Origin of the sequence: Phormidium sp. FACHB-1136 (genome assembly GCF_014697375.1) — a bacterium.
Taxonomy (GTDB): domain Bacteria; phylum Cyanobacteriota; class Cyanobacteriia; order Phormidesmidales; family Phormidesmidaceae; genus Nodosilinea.
On sequence record NZ_JACJRS010000004.1, the window covers coordinates 15688 to 33175 of the forward strand.

Consider the following 17488-nt stretch of genomic DNA (forward strand, 5'->3'; position numbering starts at 1 on the left):
CCTACTGGGCGTGGGCTAGGGCCGCTTGAATCATCGGCAGAATTCGCTCGGTAAAGATGCTATCTACATTTTGGGGACTAATGCCCAAAAAGCGATGATCCTGAAATTTCATCACAATTCCCTGACTGCACGTTTCTAAACAGAACGAGCCCTTCAGTTCAATCACATCCCCTAGGTTGTGAGCCAGGATGAGTGCCTGAAGCTGGGGCAACACATCGTAGACCCCCATTTGGTGACAGGCCGAACCCATGCAGAGAAACAGGTTTTCTTTCGCCATGGTGTTGAGGGATGAGACATTAAGGAATACGCGTGAAGGGATAAGACATTGAGGGCTGAGGACAGGCACAACGATAGTCAGCAAATCCCCCTCTAGTCTAAACAGGTTGCCTTGGGGGTGGTCAGCCAGAACCCAAGGATTTCCTTAAGAAATTCCCTAAGAAATTCTCCCTGCCCTGCCCTACAACCCGCCCAGACCCTAGGCTAGGATCTGGGTGAACCAGGCCCATCCCCAAAAACTTTGTGAAAGCCTGACCCACTTTTGGGGCATCGGGATTATCGTTAGGAACAAGAAAATCTGCTACCCCGGTGGGAGGAGCCCATGTCTGCCCCTGAATCGCACCCTGGATGCCTCAAAACCCAGGCCATTGTGCCGGAATATCTGGAAGCCTATGCCGAGCAAGATGCCCAGGCCGGACGCCCCAATCCCCGCTTTAAGCAATCGTCGATTTACAGTAGTCGCTACCTAGCGGTGCGGGCTGACCTGGTGGGGCCAGATCAGTTTAGCGACGCCGAGTGGGATCTAACGCTGTTTTAGCCCAGTTTTATCCCAAATCCTAATTGGATAACCCCGATTCCCAGCCCAGCAAACCGTAGGGGCGAGGTCTCTTCGCCTTCAAGCTTAGAAATACAGCAGGAGATTGAGGCCGGGGATGGTGCGGGAGAGCGTCCACAGCAGCAGGGCGGTGTAGATCAGCCCTAGTCCCCATTGATACCAGACCAGGGCGGTGACCAAGCCGGGAACATTGTGGTCGCGGAGGCGGATGTCGTTGAAGCCAAATTTAAGCCAATTGTTGAGGCTGAAGTCGAGGTAGTTCAGCCAGTTCCAGCGACGGTCTAGCAGGATGGGGGTGTAGCGATCTCGAAAGAAGTAATACTTAGGAATCACAGGCAGGCGGGCGATCAGCAGGCGCAACTGGCGCATACTACCATCTTCGACCAGGTAGCTATCGTGGAGGTGATCGTGGAAGCGGCCTTGCTTGAGCAGCAGGGCAATCAGTAGCAGGGGCACCGGGAAAATCAGCAGCCCTAGAGACAGCAGGGTGAATTGAGGATAGTCGGCGGCACGCAGCAGGTTGCTGAGGCCCAGGATGAGCAACATCCCGCCGCCACCCCCCAGCCATAGACCTTCCCCCAGGGGCGGCAAAATCGGGGTGGGAAGGCGGCGACGGTAGCGATCCACAAACCAAAACATCCCGGCAAAGAGCGGGATAGCCACCAGGCCAACGCCAAAGATCAGCCCAAAGCTGGTGCCGTAGTGGCTGAGGACGATCAAGCTTTCTAACAGCACCCACCGCAGGGCAAGGGTGACCCGTCCGCCCAGGTTGCCCTGACGACGGACGAGGACGTGGTCTCGCACCTTGACGTAGGCCGCAAGATCAATGCCCTTCACGTTTAAAATGTCGTCCACACTCAGCAGGGGCTTCTCCTGGCGGTAGGCGATCAGGGCCTCCGCTTGGGTTTCCTTAAATCCAGCTTTGATGAGGGCGGCCTTGGGAGCCTGGTTGAGGTCGGCCCCAATCAGTTGGCGCTGCCAGTCCTTCAGCCGCAGCCGTTCGGTGGTGTAGGCGATGCGGTTGGCGTCGCTGATTTGTTCTAACTGGCGAAAGTTGCGCTCTAGGTTGCGCAGTAGGGTTTCGTTGCCCGCCAACTGCGGCACGGAAAAGGCTCGCCCGATGCGCCCTGGGGTGCCCAAAATTCGGGTCTGCTCCACGCTAAATTCCATTCCGGCCACATTCAGGTAGGCGGCGGGTTGGAAGAGGGCATCACCAAAGTCGGCCTCTGGCCCCAGCAGCACATTGCGCAGGTTCACCGGGGCACCAAACCGAGCCTGACGCAAAATTAGCGGCGCTTCAAAGCGGGCCTCGGTAAAAAACAGGGCTTGGTCAAAGCGATCCCGCAGAAAAAAGGCGGTGCCCTGCCAGAGGGTGCGGGCAAAGTCGGCGGTACCCTGCCACTGCACCCGGCTAAAGTTCAAATCTCCCGCCAGTTGACTGCCGCTGAAGTTGGCATTGGCCTTAAATTCCGCCCCCTGGAAGTTGGCCCCCTGGCGAAAAAATCCCTGATCAAACCTTGCCGGGGCAAAGAATATGGCGCTTTTGGCCTGCACCCGTCCGCGAAAGTCGGCCCCGACCAGATTCACCTCCCGGTTAAACCGTGCCCCCGCCAGGTAGAGTTCCTGATCAAACCGCGCCCCCTGGGCCAAAATTTGCCCCAGCACATAGGTTTCCCCCGCTAGAACGGATCCCTCAAAGTGGGTCTGTACCGCCAGCAACGGCCCCCGAAACAGGTAGATATCCTGGGGGGTGCCCTCTGCCTGGATTAGCAGCGATTGGGATAACCGACTCAGTTGGGACAACCGCTGCCGATCTCGCTTCAGTTGGGAGAGTCCCTCTGGGCTGAGCAGAGGAGCGAGGGTCTCACCGTAGAGGGGTTCTCGCTGGCCCAGTTTTTGCAGGTCAAAATCCCCCTGTACCAGGGCATAGCTGAGGTCGAGGACGGGCGGTGTGGCGGGCCGCTGCAAGCCATTACTCAGCAGACGATAGAAGCTGGTGGCAAAGTCTGAGTCGGTTTTGAGGTCGATGGTGAAGGATCGCAGGTCAACCACCGTGCGGCCCTCCCGCTGGAGAGGGTTAGCTAGCCGCTGCCGCAGTACCTCCGTGGTGAGCAGAGGATGGGTGGAAACCGGATCCGCCCCGGCCACCGTTGGGAGTGCCACCAGTCCCCCCAGCAAAGCCACTACGACCATGAGCACAGTCACCCATCGCCACGCCCACCGCTCAAATCCTAGGCCCAGCCCAGATCCTAGACTCAGGAAACGCGATGGTTGGGGAAACCGCCAGGGAAAGGGAAGTCTATAGGCCATCACCGCAAGCTTCCATCCCCGGAATCTCCCATCACCGAACTCTCCCATCACCGGAACCCACCAAGATCGGCCTAACGACGACGTTCCTGGAGCTTGCGGTACACGTCCTTGAGGTCTACTCCGTGGTGGGCGAGGGCCACGAGGGTGTGGTAGAACAGGTCGGCCACCTCTCCGGCAATGGCGGCGGGGTCGTCGTCCTTGCAGGCCATCACCACTTCGGCGGCTTCTTCGCCAATTTTTTTGAGAATTTTATTGTCGCCCCCGGCCAGCAGCTTGCAAGTATAGGAGTCGGGGTTGGGGTTATCCCGGCGGTCGCAGATCACGCCAAACACCTGGGAGAGGGTATCCGCCGGCGGGGCCACCTTGCCCTCGTTGACCTGGTGAAAACAGCTTCGTTCCCCGGTGTGGCAGGCCACATCGCCGATTTGATCCACCGTCACCAGTAGGGCATCGCTGTCGCAGTCGTAGCGGATGGCCTGCACCCGTTGCACATGGCCAGAGGTGGCTCCCTTATGCCAAAACTCCTGGCGAGATCGGCTCCAAAACCAGGTTTCGCCCGTATCCAGCGTCTTTTGCAGAGACTCCGCATTCATCCAGGCCATCATCAACACCGTGCCATCTAGGTGGTCTTGCACGATGGCGGGCACCAACCCCTGATCGTTATAGCGAATACGATCCACGGGCACAGCGTGGGACAGCGTTGCGGGGGAAGAGGTGGCCATGACAGACAGGGAATCAAGCTTACCTGTTCACTGTAGGAGATTTCCGGTAACCCTGTACACCAGATCCGACCTCTCCAGGGTATGAGCTAGGCTTTGCCGTAGAAGTAGGCAATTTCCTTGGGTTTGAGGGGGGCAAAATCCGCCTCAAGCAGCATGTTATCGAGGTCTTCCTGGGCGTAGTGCTTGGCCCCAATCCGCACAATGCGAGATCGCATGGAGTTGATCACACCGCTGCGTTGGCGCTGGGCTTCCTTGGCCATCACGGTGTTATAGAGATCGAGCTTGGCGGCGGGAATGGGACTGCCATCGAGATCAACGCCCTGGGCAATGGCGGCGTCAACGGCGTCGGCTCCGGTGGTTTGAGACATGGTACGGGCGCTCCAGCGGCGTTACAAGGTACAGGTATCCTATCAAATCCCGTGACCTCGACCGATTTAAGGATTTCTATGGATGGGATAGGGCTGGCTGGGGGCAGAATCCCTAGAAATCCCTAGCGCTAGGGCGGCATAGACCTTCGCGGCTCAGGCTACACTAGGGGCGCACCGATGAATCAGGTTTTGCGGCCATGTCCAGCCATCCCACGCCCCGACAGATCCTAGAGGCGCTGCTGCCCTACCTCAAAACGGCGGGGGCCTATGCCCAGCAGATCCAGGCCAAAATCCAGGCCCAGCCCGACAAGGCTGATAAGGGCGACAACTTTTTTGCTTCGGCCCTTAGCGACGCCGATCTGTCTATCCAAACCATGATGGAGGTGGTGCTGTTGGGGCTGTTTCCCCAGGTGCGCTTTTTTGGGGAGGAGTATGAGCAAACCTACAACACCAAGTATTTTCGGGCCATCGACCTAGGGGAAATGGGGGATTATTTAATTACCCTCGATCCCATCGATGGCACCCAGTTTTACCTGGATGGCCATGCCAACTACCAAATCATCCTCGGTATTCTCAATGCCGATGACTATGAAGCTGCCATCGCCATCACCCCTGGTCAAGACTGTTACTACTACGCCCTGCGGGGCCAAGGCACGTTTAAGGGTCGCCTTGCCGATGCCCTAGAGGACTGCCAACGCATCACCGTGAACAATCCCACCCCGGCCATTTGCCTAGGCTGGCAGATGGGTGACCTAGTGCCCCACCTCAGCGACCGCTACCGAGTCTTCCACACCAAGGCTGACTATTCCAAAACCCATCCCATCCCCAACTTTAACGGGCTGCTCAGCGGCGAGTTGGCCGGGGCCGTGCTAGCCAGGGGGCAGTTCATCGATGGAGCCGCCATCGCCTTTATGGCCCAGGAAATGGGGCACATTGTCACCACCTTCAGCGGCGATCCCCCGCCCCCCCTCCACACCTGCGACGCCTACCAGCGGCCTGGGATGGTCGTGGCCGCCAACCCAACCATCCACAGCGATCTCCTAGCCGCCCTCGCCAAGATTTAACCCCAAACCCGCACTCAAAAACCCCGATTCTCTACCCCAGAAACCGTAGGGGCGAGGTCTCCTCGCCCACCCATACCGGGGTCAAGTACCGGGGTCAAACCAACTGGGTTGGATCGGGCTAACCCAGCAACGCCTTGGCCCGATTCACGAAGTTCTCGGCGGTGATGCCGTTGAGGGCCATGATTTGCCCAGCGGTGGCGGTGGTTTCGCCGCGCTTCCAGGCAAAGGTGTCGCGGGGGGCGGTGCTGCGCAGCATGATCGGTTCCAACATAGCGCTGGAGCCGCCCGTTACGCCAATCACCACGTCGCCGCCAAACAGCCGCTCGAATCCAGCATCATCTAGGAAGTTGCTGTCTGCCTCAGAGCACATATCCCAGGCGATATCGGTGGGGCGATAGAGCTGGCGGGGGCTAACTACGGAAACAATCCGGCTACCGACGCCCAGGCTGGCCAGTTGTTCAGCGGCCTCAAACACGGGGATTAGGGTCATGTCGCCAATCACCGCAAACACCACGGTTTTGTCGCCAGGGGTAGAGGCCAGTTCCACCGCGCCCTCGGCGAGGGCTTGGCGGGTTTGCTCGAAGGTGGTGCGGATGGGCAGGGGCGACTTGCTGGCGGTGATGGTAACGCCCTTGTTAACGGTGCCCAAGGCCCAGTCGTAGCAGACCTGGATGCCGTTGGCGTCGGTGGGGAAGAGGGGGAACACGTTGCCATTGCGCATCATGCCCGCGAAGTAGTTTTCAATTTCCGGGCGCTGGTGGGTCCAGCCGTTGCGGCCCTGTTCCAGTGCCCCCGCCGTAAACAGGGTGATGGTGGAGGGGGTGGCGCGGCGCAGTTCGGCCATCGCCTGGGTGACGGTTTGCCAAATGGGCAGGCCGTTGATGGCAAAGGATTCGTAGGAACACCAGAGGGTGCGCCCCCCAAACAGGGCTTGGGCGGCGGCGAGGCCAGCGCAGGCATCTTCGCTGAGGGGTTCGTAGACCTGGCCCTGGGGCTGCTGGAAGTAGGTGGCGTCGGTGGTGGGGTGGATAATCTTCAGGGCTTGGTTGATGTTGTTGATGCCCGAAGCCGCGTTGCCGTCGGCGTTCGTCACCACAAAAGTAGGATCTTGCTGACCGACGTAGCCCACCAGAGCACCCATCGCGGTCGTCGCCACTTGCTTATCACCGCCTACCGGGAATTCGTTGAGGGGGAGCGTTCCCAGATCCGCCAGGGGTAGTTCTTTCTCGGTGACAGCCACCTGGGAAGAGGGGCCACCCGCCGCCCGTTCGTAATTCGTCCGCACCAAGGCCCAAGCATCGGGGTGCAGGGCACGGGTCGTCAGGGCACTCACAATATAATCCCGCGTGAGGGAATCGCCGGGATAGAGGTTGTGGGATTGGGCACCGCGCTTGTGAACCCCTGCGCCCTTGAGTTGCTTCACAATCAGCACCGTCAACGTGCCGCCGAGGGCGAGTTTGGCGGCTTTGTCCGTGGCTTCGAGGACGGCCTGGGTGAAGGCGAACCGCTGAGGGAAAGAGAAGGCGGTGCTATCGACATAATCCCCAGGCTGGTTGGCATCGTCAAAATCCTTGGCATCCACCAGGATCACCTCCTGGAAGCCGTTGCCGCGCCAGTAGTCGATCATGGCCTGGTTGCTCTTGGTGGAGACCATGCTGTGGTGCTCCTGGCTATAGCCGTTCCACACCAGGATGGGGAGGAAGTTGGTGGCGCTGGGGTAGGCGGTATTGAAGTGGCCGATGCTGCTCATGATGTAGGGTTCGCCCAGGCCGCCATCGCCGATGGTGACGGGAAACAGCACACCGGGATGCAGCTTGGCCCCGGCCATGGCGAAGTGCTGCCCCTGACCGAGGGGGCCAGCGGGGGCGAGGAGGCCCGGAATTTGGCCCGACAGGTGGCCCAGCAATCCGTGGGTTTCCCGGAAGCGGTCGCATAGGTCTTGGACGGTGTTGATGCCCATGGCCTCTAGGGAGCCATCCAAAAACACGTTGCTATAGAAGCCCGGAGCATGGTGGCCCACTTCCGTCACGATGTTCTTGTGGCCCAGCATCACCAGGGCGGCGATGGCTTCGGCAATGCTGGCAAAGCCGCCGGGATGGCCCGATTCCTTGCTGGCGGTCATTTGCAGGGTCAGGTAGCGCAGGGCATCGGCAGCCAGCAGGGTTTGGTAGACGGCAGCGGGGTCGCTGGGATTGGCGATGGCGGTTTGGCCAGGGGCAATGGCCGCATCTTTACCATGGGTGGCGAAATCTGGGGGCAGATCGCCAAAGTGCTGAATTCCCTCGCAAAATGCCGGAACCGATTGGGTGGTAGCCGCCGTCATACTCAAACCCCTTAACAAGCGTCAAAATAAGCAAAAACGTTCATTCCTAGGCCGATCCTGACGATAAAAGCCTCATTTTGGCGTCTGCGTCACTGTATACAATCAGCCAAGGTCTGTTTACCATCCTACACAGGGACGGGTAGCCCTTGATCGAAAGGCCCGGTTTTCACGATAGAAATCCCGTTGGGGGGAGATTGATAGAGATTACAACCGTCTCAGGCTTGCCGTCTTTGGCTCATATTGATATTGATCGAGCGTTCCCTCCTTAACTTTTTCAATGGCGGCTTCAATCACCCCTAGGGGCAAAAGAAACCACTCTCTGGGCTTAACGGGGATGCCAAAGCGATCCTGCAATTCCACATCCAGTCGGGCTGAGTCAAAGAATTTGTGTAGAAGCGCCTCAAGCTTGGTGCGGTTGATGTTGGCTAGTTTGAAGGTGGCCACAATCTCTACCCCTGCTAGCAGGTAGGTGGGATCTTTTTCGGCATTAGCCACTCGCTTTTTAACATCCCCGCCTGTGACGCCGATTTTGTGAATGATGGATCGATGCTGGGCAACGAAGGGATCGTCGGACTGACTTCTCAGCACATAGATGTAGCCCGTTTGGATATCGTTAGCTTCTTCCGTTTGGGAGAACAGGGGGCCAAGGTCTGGGTTCGTGATGCGGCGGCTGACCTTATCTTTGTTTAAGGCCCGCTGGAGGGAGCGCAGCAGCAGGTTACTTTCCGTGCCGTTGTCGTACACCACGCGCAGTCGGGCATCGGGGCGACCATGATCACCGACAAAAAGCTCGCCCATGTCGGCCACCAGTACCTTATGACCATCCAGGATGAATAGATCGCCCTGGTTAACGGCGGCGTTGTCCTGGTACTTCAGGGTTTGGCGTACCCCTGATTCCAAGTCCTGCTGTACCTGTTTGAAGAGAGGCTTGAACGGCTTGAAGTCTGGGCAAGGGGTTCGTTGGGCGATTTCCTCAGCGGCCTTGATTTCCTGGCGAGAGCGCACATGGGTTAACTGGGTAATGTCATTCTCAGCCTCGGTATCGATGCCTAGTTCTGCCAGCAGGGCGGCATCATCGAGGTCTTCTTCCTCGGTGGGGAAGACGGCATCCGTGGCGGCTTCTAGCAGACCCTTGGAGTCCAGAGGCTGGAGGAGGTTGCGGCATTCCTCCAATTCCCTCAGGCGATCTAGGCGCACGGCATAGATGCGCTCGAAGATGTCCCGGTCTTCGCCGTGCTGGGGTAGGTGGCCCTGCTCTTCCACAAACCGCTCGATTTCCTCAAACCCAGCGATGATACGCTCTTCCCTTGGTGTCCGTTGGGCGATTTGGGCGGGGGCGGTGTCGATCCCCAATTCCGCCAGTAGCTCTAAATCTTCGTCGGTGGTGTACTTAGCCATTGTTTTCCTCTTTCGCCTTGCGTTGCAGGAAGGCGGCTCCTTCGGCCATGCGTTTTTCCCAAGGGTCGGTGGCCGTGAGGGATGGAGGACGGCCCTTTTCCCGCTTAAACCGAACCGCCCGTTTGGTGAGTTCTCGCGCCTCTTCGATGGTGAGACTAATGCGCTTAGCTGCAATCACCTCTGCCACCTGACGCAGCCGTTCTTCGGTCATGGTCTTGGCTAGGATAGCGTAGGCTTCCCCGAACGGGTTGATGCGGTCGATCAAGTCCATGTCGAGGTCGGTGACGGAGAGGGCAAACTTTTTCACCCCGTCAATTAGGGCCGTATTCCTTGAGGGTTCGCTATCGTCGGTAAGGCTGGTGTTGGTAGAATCGGCAGTCTGGTTAGGATCGACAGGATCAGCGGCATAGGTTCCTGCCATCTCGCCCACCATCTTTTTGCCCTGCTGCACCAGGTTGAGGGCGGCGATGGCATGTTGTCGAATCGCCTCGTGATCCTCCTGCTCTAGGCCAGGAAACTTGTCTTGGACAATCTTGCCCATGCGTACCTGGGTCAGTTCCTCCGGTACCGCTTCCTCGTTGAAAAGACCTTGCTCCAGGGTTTGGGTATCTTGCACAAAGGCCGTTACCAGTTCGGTCAGGTCTTCTTTGCAGATCCGCTGAGCCTCTGGACTTTTAGGTTCTACCAGCCCTTTAATTTCAATTTGAATTTGGCCTGTCTCTGGGTTCACGCCGACGTTACAGCCCTCTGGCTGATAGCCCTGATCGCCATAGTCAAAACCCGGTGTGGGGCCATTGTCCCGTCGTTTGGGGATGAACTCGAAGCGGGGCGCAAGCACCTGTTCCATGAGCAAGCTGGCGGCAATGGCCTTCAGGGTGTCGTTGACGGCCTCGGTAACGGCCCCCTCGGAGGCATCGGGTTCGGCGATGAGATTGGTGAACCGGGCACGGGTTTTGCCGGGAGCATCACGGGTGGCGCGACCAATAATCTGCACAATCTCGGTGAGGCTGGAGCGATAGCCGATGGTGAGGGCGTGTTCACACCAGATCCAGTCGAAGCCTTCCTTGGCCATGCCCAAGGCAATGATGATGTCCACATGGTCGCGGTTGTCTTTCTGAGTGGAATCTTTCAGGGCGGCGGCAACTTTATCACGCTTGTTAGGGTCGTCGTCCACCAGGTCAGCAATCTTGAGAATCTCGCCATCACTGGTTTTGACCAGTTGAAACCCGGTATCGGGGTCAATCCCCTGCCATTCTCCTAACTCCTCGATGATGTGCTCCACTTCCTTAATTTTGTCCTTGGTGCTCTCGCGGGAGTTGACGTTGGGAATGTGCAGGATGGTTTTCTCTTTTGGGTTTAGCACCTGCATGATTTCGTCGGTGTAGCTGCCGGAGTAGAAGTAGTAGCCGATGTCGAGCTGCTTCAGGTATTGGTAGCCGTTGAGCTGTTCGTAGTAGGTGTAGGTCACAGTCTCGAAGCGGGATTCGTCTTCGGGATGCAGCACAAATTCGGCATCGCCCCGGAAGTAGGAGCCTGTCATGGCGATGATGTGGGTTTTGTCGCGGCCCATGAGTTGCCGCACATGGTCGCCCAGCTTGTTATCGGGGTTGCTGGAAACGTGGTGAAATTCGTCTACGGCAATCAGGCAATCGTCAAAGACCTCGATGCCAAACTTTTCTACGGCAAAGCGAAAGGTGGCGTGGGTGCAGACCAGGGCTTTATCGTCGCTGGCTAGGAACTTCTTCACCGCATCCACCTTGCCGCCGTTGTCGCCGCCTGGAGCGTCGCACAGGTTCCACTTGGGCTTAACGTGCCAATCGGCCTCAAATCCAAACTGGCTCAGGGGTTCATCATGGAAGCTAGAGCCGATGGATTTCTCCGGCACAACGATAATGACCTGTTTCACTCCCTGGTGTCTGAGCTTGTCCAGGGCGATGAACATCAGCGCCCGACTTTTGCCGGAGGCCGGGGGCGATTTAATCAGTAGGTACTGTTCCCCCCGCTTCTGGTAGGCCCGCTCTTGCATGGGGCGCATTCCTAGCTCGTTGGCCTTGGTGGAGGTGCCATCTTTGGCATAGGTGACGGAAACGGACGGGACAGCGGGTGGTTTGCTCATGGGTTGAATTGTTGCTAAATAGCGACTTCTGAAAAGTCAATTCCTCGATAAACTTGCTCGATTGGGAACGTTAGATTAACGGATTGTAGTTCCACAATTTCTCCAGCCCGAAAGTTGAGAATTTCCCATCGTCCGGCAGCATTTTTGTGATAAAGATCAATGGCGATATCCTGGGAACTAACTAATAGATAGTCTTGTAACTGTGGATTTTGGCGATAGAGAAAAAACTTGTTTCCTCGGTCATAGGCTTCTGTACTGTCTGAAAGGACTTCAATGATTAAGCAAGGATAGGTAATGTATTGGGTGGTGGTTTTATCCCTGGAATCACAGCTAACGCTGACATCGGGATAGGTATAGTCATTGGTTTCTACAATGTTAACTCTGCAATCAGAGTTAAAGACGCGGCAAGGGCCATCTGGCAAGTGATTTTCCAATAAAACGGCGCACTTTAGAGCAATTCGGCTGTGGTTTTGGGTGCCGCCGCTCATGGCATAGACTTCACCATTGATATATTCATGGCGACAGGGCTGCTGTTCTTCCCAGTCGAAGTATTCAGCAGGGGTCAATTTAGGGGATTTATCTGGAGTTAAAGCCATGTCCTTTTCTGCAATTAGAGCTAGTATCAACTGGCTTTCGCAAAGGAACGGACGGTCAGGATTGCATCGGGGCGTAAACTCTCTATCACAGATAGTGGCACAGAAATTACAGCAAGAGACTCACCCACAGCATTAAATACTTCTAAAATACAGCCTTCTTCACCATCGCTAGGATGAGAAACAAAATCAACTAGCGTGGCAATATCCCCTGCTCTAAGTTTGTACTCTGGAAAGTCACAGGTTAAAGCAACTTCTTGATAGAGTTCTAGCGACATATTCAATTCTCCCTAAACGGTTTTAGTGTCACAAACTGAAATTTTTCATCAACTGGTCGTTGCAGCCATATTGTAACGACCGATAAGATTACACCATTTAAACCAACCAGTTCTCCTGTTAATCGATAAAAGGTTCCATATTCGTTGTCTCCATCTTTAATAGCCTCATGTATTTTTGTGGGCGACTGAATAGCGTCTTTCAGTGATTCTGGATTTTCCATTGTAAATCCGGCCTTTGCCAGAAACTTTGATTTGTCATTCCTAGCCTTCTGCACCAACAGGTAACGAGTTATTTTATCATCTGGAATAATTGCATCTACTGGGATTCTCATATCCAAATCTCTATAGATTACCTATTATGACTCGTAAATTTTCATTTTTTCTATATCTCGATGATACGACGAATTTGAGCTAAGACAATATCTCCAGGAATAGCTTGGACTGTGCCATTATCAATTTCGGCAAGGCGCTCCTGAGCTTTTTGGATGCCCTCTAGCAAAAGATCTTGATCAAATTATTCTGCCATACTCTCAATCAGTTTCTCGATGAGGATGGTTTTGTCGGCATCGGGTAATACGGTGGCTGCGGCGATAAGTTGATCTAGGGTTAGCATGGGTTTCTCCTCTAGGAATCTGTGTTTATCATTTCGTTCTTTTTCCTTGTTCAGGTGGGATTGTTTCCTTAAGTACCTCAATTAAGTGCGGTACCTCAGTTTGAATGACATCCCAGACGATATTAAGGTTGATGTCATCATACTCATGAACGAGGCGATTTCTCATGCCATTGATTTCTTGCCAAGCAATATCGGGTAAGGTTTGTCGAGTTGCTTCTGAGACCCGCTTGGCGGCTTCAGCGATGATTAGCAGTCGCCGAATAACAGAATCTTGAAGCTGTATATTTTGGATAAAGATTTCTTTTTCGCACTGGTTGATGTAAATCATCACTAATTCTGCGGATTGCAGCATGTCAAGCAGAAATTGTAGATCCCGTTGCATAAATGACCTGGGCTGAGGAAAGAATTTCGTTTCGACGGAGGTAGTTTTGGCTAGACTCAATGCCTTGACGGGTGACAAGATCAACCTCCCGATTACACAGGCTTTTAAGTTCTGCTTCCATTTGTTCTAGGGTGCCGAAGGTGGGGTGGGCCTCTGGGTGGAATTGCACCATGATGTCAATATCGCTATTGGGCCGAAAGTCATCTCGTAATACGGAACCGAAGAGGGCCAGTTCTGTGACCTGCCATTTTTGGCAAAAGGTGATGATTTCCTCTGTTGGTAGGTTGAGTTGAATTTGAATCATGGGATATGACCAAGGTAGGATATACAGTTATTTTGGTGTGGGCGAGGGAATGTGAATCTCCGAAATATCAAATATCGTATAGTAGGCGCGAGAAATGGCATATTCTGGATAGCCATTAGCAAGCAGAAGTTTTGCAGCGGCTAGGCTTTTCTGGGCTTTTGATTTCTTCGCCAGGGTTGGTCATGGATTGCAAAACAATGAGAACATCGATATCTGAATCAGAGGTATGATCTCCACGGGCTTGAGAACCGAAAAGGGTGATGTTTTTTAGATGATCGCCATAGAGTGTGGAGAGGTCTTGTTTTAGGTGTTGAAGGATGGTTTGAAGGATTGGGGTCATGATGAGTTAAAGTTGAGCGACAGGAATATGTTCGTAAATTTCTCTATTTTCTTCCTGGGCTTGGCGTAAATCATACTGAGACTGTAGGTTCATCCAAAACTGAGCGCTATTGCCAAAATATTTTGATAGGCGCAGGGCTGTATCGGCTGTGATGCTGCGCTTTTCAGATAAAATTTCGCCAATTCGCGTCTGGGCTACCCCAATATCTTTGCTTAGTCGGTAGGGTGTAATCTCAAGCGGCTCTAGAAATTCTAGCCGTAGAATTTCGCCGGGGTGAATGTTTGGCAAGCGATCAATATCCATAGTAATTTTCTCTCTTCTGCATAACGGGCAAGGTCAGTTTTACGAATCCATGCGATCTTTCCAGTAGTCTGGATCGCGACGACAACTCATGATTGCGGCGATCACGATGCGATCTGGATAGACGCGATAAAAGATGGCATAGGAAAACTTTGGGGTTAAATAACGGCGAATTTTTCCTTCAACGATGGGCCAACGCTCAGGTGCACCAATAATGCGAAAAATAGATGTTTCGATGGTGTTGATGAAGTCCTGATGGTTGTTGTACTGAGCAAAGAACTGTACTGCTTCGGCGTATTCTTGCAGGGCGGCTGGATGAAACTCATATTTCATGGCTCTAGGAACTGGCGAATTTGAGCTAAGGCAATATCTCCAGGAATAGCTTGGATTGTGCCATTATCAATTTCGGCAAGGCGCTCCTGAGCTTTTTGGATGCCCTTTAGCAAAAGATCTTTATCAAGTTGTTCTGCCATACTTTCAATCAGTTTTTCGATGAGGATGGTTTTGTCGGTATCAGGTAAGACAGTGGCTTCAGCGATAATTTGCTCTAGGGATAGCATGGTGTTTTCCTCTAAGAAACTGTTTTAATGATCGTGTCGGGCTGACTTAGGTTTTCGCTGGGCTGGCTTTTTTGATGATGTCTGCTGGCTGGTCATTTTGGTATAAAGCTCAAATAGCTTCTCTAGGCGTTCGGTGTCGTTTTTGAAGCGGCGACCGATGTAGATGCGCTCTAGGGTTTCGTCGTTGCGCTCGTGGGCAGCACGGACGAGGGGAAATTCGCTGTCCATGCGGTCGGGGTCATACATATCCGCGATGGTGGCTGGGAAGTAGTGTTCACGGGCTAGCAAAATCTCTTCGGCGCAGCGGGTGAGGTCGGTTTTGTTTTGTGTGGTGAGGGTGGGGACGGGGAAGGTGTTCCAGCCGAGGGTGTTGGAGTAGGAAAAATCTGTTCTCATCCTTCCACAAACAGTAGCAATCCAAACCAAGTGTATTTTTGAAGCTAAGATTGCTAGATTCCATAATGGTGCATCGTAAATTGCATAACACTTGAAAGTGACAATTGCCTCTTTATCCTTTAAATCACAAGGTAGATATTCTCTATTTTCTGAAGTTGTCTGTGGAACAGCAATGAAATGATTTTGAGCAGATAGTCGATCTCGAAAACGATGAGGGAAATCTTTAAGAGCTTGTGCTGTTAGATCATTTGTTTTTTTTGTACGCTCTTCCTTTACCAGCATCAATCTCTCTTTAATCCATGATATGCTCATGGCTTCTTCCACTTCACTATCTTCAATCCAAAGACACGCTCTTGGGCGTCTATTAATAATTTCAGTAGATCCGTAAATTGGACGTATAAATTTCTTTGAGCCTGGAGTTTGCATAGAAAAATTTCTTGCTGTTGCCCAATCTAAAAGTAAGGCTGAGCCATAGTAAAGATGATTTCCAAAGCTCATTCTTGATAAATTCGATATCGGATCTGGTTGTTTCCTTATATAGACATCAATGGCTGGAATTAAGTAGCCGTTTATGTTCATAGCTTCACGAATAGAGAGATTATTGTTTTCGCTAGTCTCTATGATTTTAGAGTTTCCAGAAGCTTCTTTGGACAGACCAACAATAATTACTGTGATTCCAGCATTATTAGATGCTAAATTTGACCATTTGAAAGACGTGTAAGCAAATTCTATTCTGGCTCCGAGATTCTTTAATAGAGGCCATAAAATAGGTACTTGTCCTCCTTGGCAAATAGAATTGGTCGATACAAAAGCAACTTTTCCATCTATAAATCTTAGAAAGTCTGCGGACTTTAAAAACCAGGCCGCAACATAATCCAGATTTCCCCATGTTTTGATTCGGCCTTTAAATGTGAATTCTAAGTCTTCTTTTTGATTTGAATTTTGCTTGTTGTATCCTTGATAAGGCGGATTCCCACAAATATAAGTCTCTCCACCCTCATTCTCAAAATCCATTTCCACTTGATCGTAGGTTTCACCCCACAGATCCAGCCCCTCATAACGTACCTTCACCCCCGTCCCCGTCGGTGGGCAAATGCTCAACCAATCTAGGCGTAGGGCATTGCCGCAGGTAATCCAGTTGTCGGCTTTTAGGGGCAAAAACTCTGCTAGGGCGAGTCGTTGTCCTCGGTACAGCACATCGCATTGGTATTCGGCAATAATCAGCGCCAGTCGTGCAATCTCGCAGGAGAAGTGGCGAATCTCGATGCCCCGGAAATTGGTCAGCGGAATTTCGGTCTTGAGGTCAGGCTCTCCCCGACGACGGTTAATTTCGGCCTCGATGGCTCTCATTTCTTTGTAGGCAATCACCAAAAAATTGCCCGATCCACAGGCCGGGTCAAATACCCGGATTTTGGCCATCCGTTTTCGTAGGTTCAGCAGCTTGCGGGGGTTATCGTCCGCCGCCGCCAGTTGTTCTCTCAGGTCGTCCAAAAACAGCGGGTTCAGCACCTTCAGGATATTGGGCACACTGGTATAGTGCATCCCCAGCGCTCCCCGCTCTTCCTCATCGGCCACCGCCTGAATCATGGAGCCGAAGATATCCGGGTTGATTTTCGTCCAATCCAGGTTGCCCACATGCAGGAGATAGGAGCGGGCGATCTTGCTAAAGCGGGGGACGCCCTCACCCCCGGCCCCTCTCCCAGGGCGGGAGAGGGGAGAAACAGCCGCATCTTGTCCCCCTTCTCCCAAAATGGGAGAAGGGGTTAGGGGATGAGGGCCAAACAGCCCCCCATTCACATAGGGGAACCCATTGGCCCAGTTGCGAATCGCCGCCGATTCCCGTTGAGGGAGCGGCGTGGCCATGGCCCGAAAAATCTCCGCTAGTACCTCATGGGTATTGCTAGAGTCACTGGCGCTCATCTGGGCGACGGTGCGGGTGAACAGGCCGTCACTGTGGAAGATGTTGGTGTCTTCGGCGAAGAAGCAGAAGATCAGCCGCGCCATGAAGTGATTCATTTCCTCCCGGCGTTCTGCGGTGTCCCAGTCGGGGTTTGTCTTCAGCAACTCCGTGTAGAGGCGGTTGAGGCGAGCCGTGGCCTTGATATCAAAGGCGTTTTCGCGAATCTGCTTAACCGTGGTGATTCCGGCTAGGGGCAGAAAGAACCCAAAGTGGTCAGCAAAATCTGGGTAATCACAGGCGACGGTTTCACCATCGGCTAGGTTTTCAGCCTGTAGCTCATGGCCATCGGTGGCCAGGATGAATTTAGCCTTGTGCTTGCTGGTGGCAGGGCTTTCCCGTAATGCGGTCAGGGTATCGGCAACTTGACCTGGAGGGCACACCTTGAGGTGGATGTTATTGCGCTGGAGGACGCCGCCGAGGTCTGAGTGATTGGAACTGCCCTTCGTACTCCTGAGCTTCTTGATCGTGGTGGCCTTATTGCCGAAGGCTTCCAGAAAGGCGAAGGGAAACTCTTCAGGGTCAAAGGGGGCTTCGGCTAGTTGGGAAACGGCTTCTTCGATTTCGACGGCATTCATAGGCAGACTCGCATCGGGCATGGCCGATCACCGGGCCTGGGGGCACCGGGGGCC

General features: G+C 53.8%; 19 protein-coding genes. 2 read left to right on the forward strand and 17 right to left on the reverse strand.

The features are described from left to right. Position 1: 1 nt before the first annotated feature. Positions 2 to 277, reverse strand: a complete 276-nt coding sequence (locus tag H6G62_RS02215) for a (2Fe-2S) ferredoxin domain-containing protein (RefSeq protein ID WP_190492486.1) — start codon at positions 275 to 277, stop codon at positions 2 to 4. Between the two features lie 321 nt (positions 278 to 598). On the opposite strand from H6G62_RS02215, the gene H6G62_RS02220 reads away from it, so the two are divergent. After that, on the forward strand, positions 599 to 814 hold the full coding sequence (locus H6G62_RS02220; protein WP_190492487.1) for a hypothetical protein: 216 nt from the start codon (positions 599 to 601) through the stop codon (positions 812 to 814). Between the two features lie 84 nt (positions 815 to 898). Here H6G62_RS02220 and H6G62_RS02225 read toward each other — a convergent pair whose 3' ends face one another. From H6G62_RS02225 to H6G62_RS02235, 3 genes are all read right to left on the reverse strand, one after another. Beyond that, positions 899 to 3037: a helix-hairpin-helix domain-containing protein gene (locus tag H6G62_RS02225; protein WP_347239270.1), complete on the reverse strand. Its 2139-nt coding sequence runs from the start codon at positions 3035 to 3037 to the stop codon at positions 899 to 901. Positions 3038 to 3213: 176 nt separating this feature from the next. Continuing rightward, positions 3214 to 3864 carry a bifunctional phosphoribosyl-AMP cyclohydrolase/phosphoribosyl-ATP diphosphatase HisIE gene (gene hisIE, locus H6G62_RS02230; protein ID WP_190492489.1) on the reverse strand — a complete coding sequence of 217 codons (651 nt, stop codon included), beginning with the start codon at positions 3862 to 3864 and terminating at the stop codon, positions 3214 to 3216. Positions 3865 to 3950: 86 nt separating this feature from the next. Continuing rightward, positions 3951 to 4232 (reverse strand): DUF4090 family protein, encoded by a 282-nt coding sequence (locus H6G62_RS02235; RefSeq protein ID WP_190492490.1) that lies wholly within the window; start codon positions 4230 to 4232, stop codon positions 3951 to 3953. A gap of 197 nt (positions 4233 to 4429) precedes the next feature. On the opposite strand from H6G62_RS02235, the gene H6G62_RS02240 reads away from it, so the two are divergent. Next, the gene (locus H6G62_RS02240; RefSeq protein WP_190492491.1) at positions 4430 to 5296 is read left to right on the forward strand and encodes an inositol monophosphatase family protein; all 867 of its coding nucleotides are present in this window, start codon (positions 4430 to 4432) and stop codon (positions 5294 to 5296) included. Between the two features lie 118 nt (positions 5297 to 5414). On the opposite strand, the gene H6G62_RS02245 is transcribed toward H6G62_RS02240, so the two are convergent. From H6G62_RS02245 to H6G62_RS02310, 13 genes are all read right to left on the reverse strand, one after another. Next, positions 5415 to 7619 carry a phosphoketolase gene (locus H6G62_RS02245; RefSeq protein WP_190492492.1) on the reverse strand — a complete coding sequence of 735 codons (2205 nt, stop codon included), beginning with the start codon at positions 7617 to 7619 and terminating at the stop codon, positions 5415 to 5417. 204 nt (positions 7620 to 7823) lie between these two features. Beyond that, positions 7824 to 9017, reverse strand: coding sequence for a GIY-YIG nuclease family protein (locus H6G62_RS02250; protein ID WP_190492493.1), 1194 nt, complete (start codon positions 9015 to 9017; stop codon positions 7824 to 7826). After that, positions 9010 to 11133 carry a DEAD/DEAH box helicase gene (locus H6G62_RS02255; RefSeq protein WP_190492494.1) on the reverse strand — a complete coding sequence of 708 codons (2124 nt, stop codon included), beginning with the start codon at positions 11131 to 11133 and terminating at the stop codon, positions 9010 to 9012. Before H6G62_RS02255 ends, H6G62_RS02250 begins: the two co-directional genes overlap by 8 nt. Before the next feature lie 14 nt (positions 11134 to 11147). Then, a complete protein-coding gene (locus H6G62_RS02260) occupies positions 11148 to 11729 on the reverse strand; it encodes a Uma2 family endonuclease (RefSeq protein ID WP_190492495.1) in 582 nt (193 codons plus the stop codon). Between the two features lie 26 nt (positions 11730 to 11755). Then, positions 11756 to 12004, reverse strand: coding sequence for a DUF4926 domain-containing protein (locus tag H6G62_RS02265; protein ID WP_190492496.1), 249 nt, complete (start codon positions 12002 to 12004; stop codon positions 11756 to 11758). 2 nt (positions 12005 to 12006) lie between these two features. Further along, positions 12007 to 12336, reverse strand: coding sequence for a DUF6883 domain-containing protein (locus tag H6G62_RS02270; protein WP_190492497.1), 330 nt, complete (start codon positions 12334 to 12336; stop codon positions 12007 to 12009). Positions 12337 to 12645: 309 nt separating this feature from the next. Continuing rightward, the gene (locus H6G62_RS02280) at positions 12646 to 12969 is read right to left on the reverse strand and encodes a HepT-like ribonuclease domain-containing protein (protein WP_242051787.1); all 324 of its coding nucleotides are present in this window, start codon (positions 12967 to 12969) and stop codon (positions 12646 to 12648) included. A gap of 1 nt (position 12970) precedes the next feature. Beyond that, positions 12971 to 13303: a nucleotidyltransferase family protein gene (locus H6G62_RS02285; RefSeq protein ID WP_190492499.1), complete on the reverse strand. Its 333-nt coding sequence runs from the start codon at positions 13301 to 13303 to the stop codon at positions 12971 to 12973. Between the two features lie 115 nt (positions 13304 to 13418). Continuing rightward, the gene (locus tag H6G62_RS02290; RefSeq protein WP_190492500.1) at positions 13419 to 13643 is read right to left on the reverse strand and encodes a nucleotidyltransferase domain-containing protein; all 225 of its coding nucleotides are present in this window, start codon (positions 13641 to 13643) and stop codon (positions 13419 to 13421) included. A gap of 6 nt (positions 13644 to 13649) precedes the next feature. Continuing rightward, entirely contained in the window at positions 13650 to 13946 is a 297-nt protein-coding gene (locus tag H6G62_RS02295; protein ID WP_190492501.1) for a HigA family addiction module antitoxin, read from the reverse strand. A 39-nt stretch (positions 13947 to 13985) separates the two neighbouring features. Continuing rightward, on the reverse strand, positions 13986 to 14276 hold the full coding sequence (locus H6G62_RS02300) for a type II toxin-antitoxin system RelE/ParE family toxin (RefSeq protein ID WP_190492502.1): 291 nt from the start codon (positions 14274 to 14276) through the stop codon (positions 13986 to 13988). Further along, positions 14273 to 14503, reverse strand: a complete 231-nt coding sequence (locus H6G62_RS02305) for an addiction module protein (protein ID WP_190492503.1) — start codon at positions 14501 to 14503, stop codon at positions 14273 to 14275. The genes H6G62_RS02300 and H6G62_RS02305 overlap by 4 nt, the downstream gene beginning before the upstream one ends. Before the next feature lie 24 nt (positions 14504 to 14527). Beyond that, positions 14528 to 17455: a DNA methyltransferase gene (locus H6G62_RS02310; protein WP_242051788.1), complete on the reverse strand. Its 2928-nt coding sequence runs from the start codon at positions 17453 to 17455 to the stop codon at positions 14528 to 14530. Positions 17456 to 17488: the final 33 nt, after the last annotated feature.

Excerpts from the sequence above, each read along its gene's own strand:
- H6G62_RS02215 (WP_190492486.1), bottom strand. The coding sequence starts at position 277 with ATGGCGAAAGAAAACCTGTTTCTCTGCATGGGTTCGGCCTGTCACCAA.
- H6G62_RS02220 (WP_190492487.1), top strand. The coding sequence starts at position 599 with ATGTCTGCCCCTGAATCGCACCCTGGATGCCTCAAAACCCAGGCCATT.
- hisIE (WP_190492489.1), bottom strand. The coding sequence starts at position 3,864 with ATGGCCACCTCTTCCCCCGCAACGCTGTCCCACGCTGTGCCCGTGGAT.
- H6G62_RS02235 (WP_190492490.1), bottom strand. The coding sequence starts at position 4,232 with ATGTCTCAAACCACCGGAGCCGACGCCGTTGACGCCGCCATTGCCCAG.
- H6G62_RS02240 (WP_190492491.1), top strand. The coding sequence starts at position 4,430 with ATGTCCAGCCATCCCACGCCCCGACAGATCCTAGAGGCGCTGCTGCCC.
- H6G62_RS02245 (WP_190492492.1), bottom strand. The coding sequence starts at position 7,619 with ATGACGGCGGCTACCACCCAATCGGTTCCGGCATTTTGCGAGGGAATT.
- H6G62_RS02250 (WP_190492493.1), bottom strand. The coding sequence starts at position 9,017 with ATGGCTAAGTACACCACCGACGAAGATTTAGAGCTACTGGCGGAATTG.
- H6G62_RS02255 (WP_190492494.1), bottom strand. The coding sequence starts at position 11,133 with ATGAGCAAACCACCCGCTGTCCCGTCCGTTTCCGTCACCTATGCCAAA.
- H6G62_RS02260 (WP_190492495.1), bottom strand. The coding sequence starts at position 11,729 with ATGGCTTTAACTCCAGATAAATCCCCTAAATTGACCCCTGCTGAATAC.
- H6G62_RS02265 (WP_190492496.1), bottom strand. The coding sequence starts at position 12,004 with ATGTCGCTAGAACTCTATCAAGAAGTTGCTTTAACCTGTGACTTTCCA.
- H6G62_RS02270 (WP_190492497.1), bottom strand. The coding sequence starts at position 12,336 with ATGAGAATCCCAGTAGATGCAATTATTCCAGATGATAAAATAACTCGT.
- H6G62_RS02280 (WP_242051787.1), bottom strand. The coding sequence starts at position 12,969 with ATGCTGCAATCCGCAGAATTAGTGATGATTTACATCAACCAGTGCGAA.
- H6G62_RS02285 (WP_190492499.1), bottom strand. The coding sequence starts at position 13,303 with ATGATTCAAATTCAACTCAACCTACCAACAGAGGAAATCATCACCTTT.
- H6G62_RS02290 (WP_190492500.1), bottom strand. The coding sequence starts at position 13,643 with ATGACCCCAATCCTTCAAACCATCCTTCAACACCTAAAACAAGACCTC.
- H6G62_RS02295 (WP_190492501.1), bottom strand. The coding sequence starts at position 13,946 with ATGGATATTGATCGCTTGCCAAACATTCACCCCGGCGAAATTCTACGG.
- H6G62_RS02300 (WP_190492502.1), bottom strand. The coding sequence starts at position 14,276 with ATGAAATATGAGTTTCATCCAGCCGCCCTGCAAGAATACGCCGAAGCA.
- H6G62_RS02305 (WP_190492503.1), bottom strand. The coding sequence starts at position 14,503 with ATGCTATCCCTAGAGCAAATTATCGCTGAAGCCACTGTCTTACCTGAT.
- H6G62_RS02310 (WP_242051788.1), bottom strand. The coding sequence starts at position 17,455 with ATGCCCGATGCGAGTCTGCCTATGAATGCCGTCGAAATCGAAGAAGCC.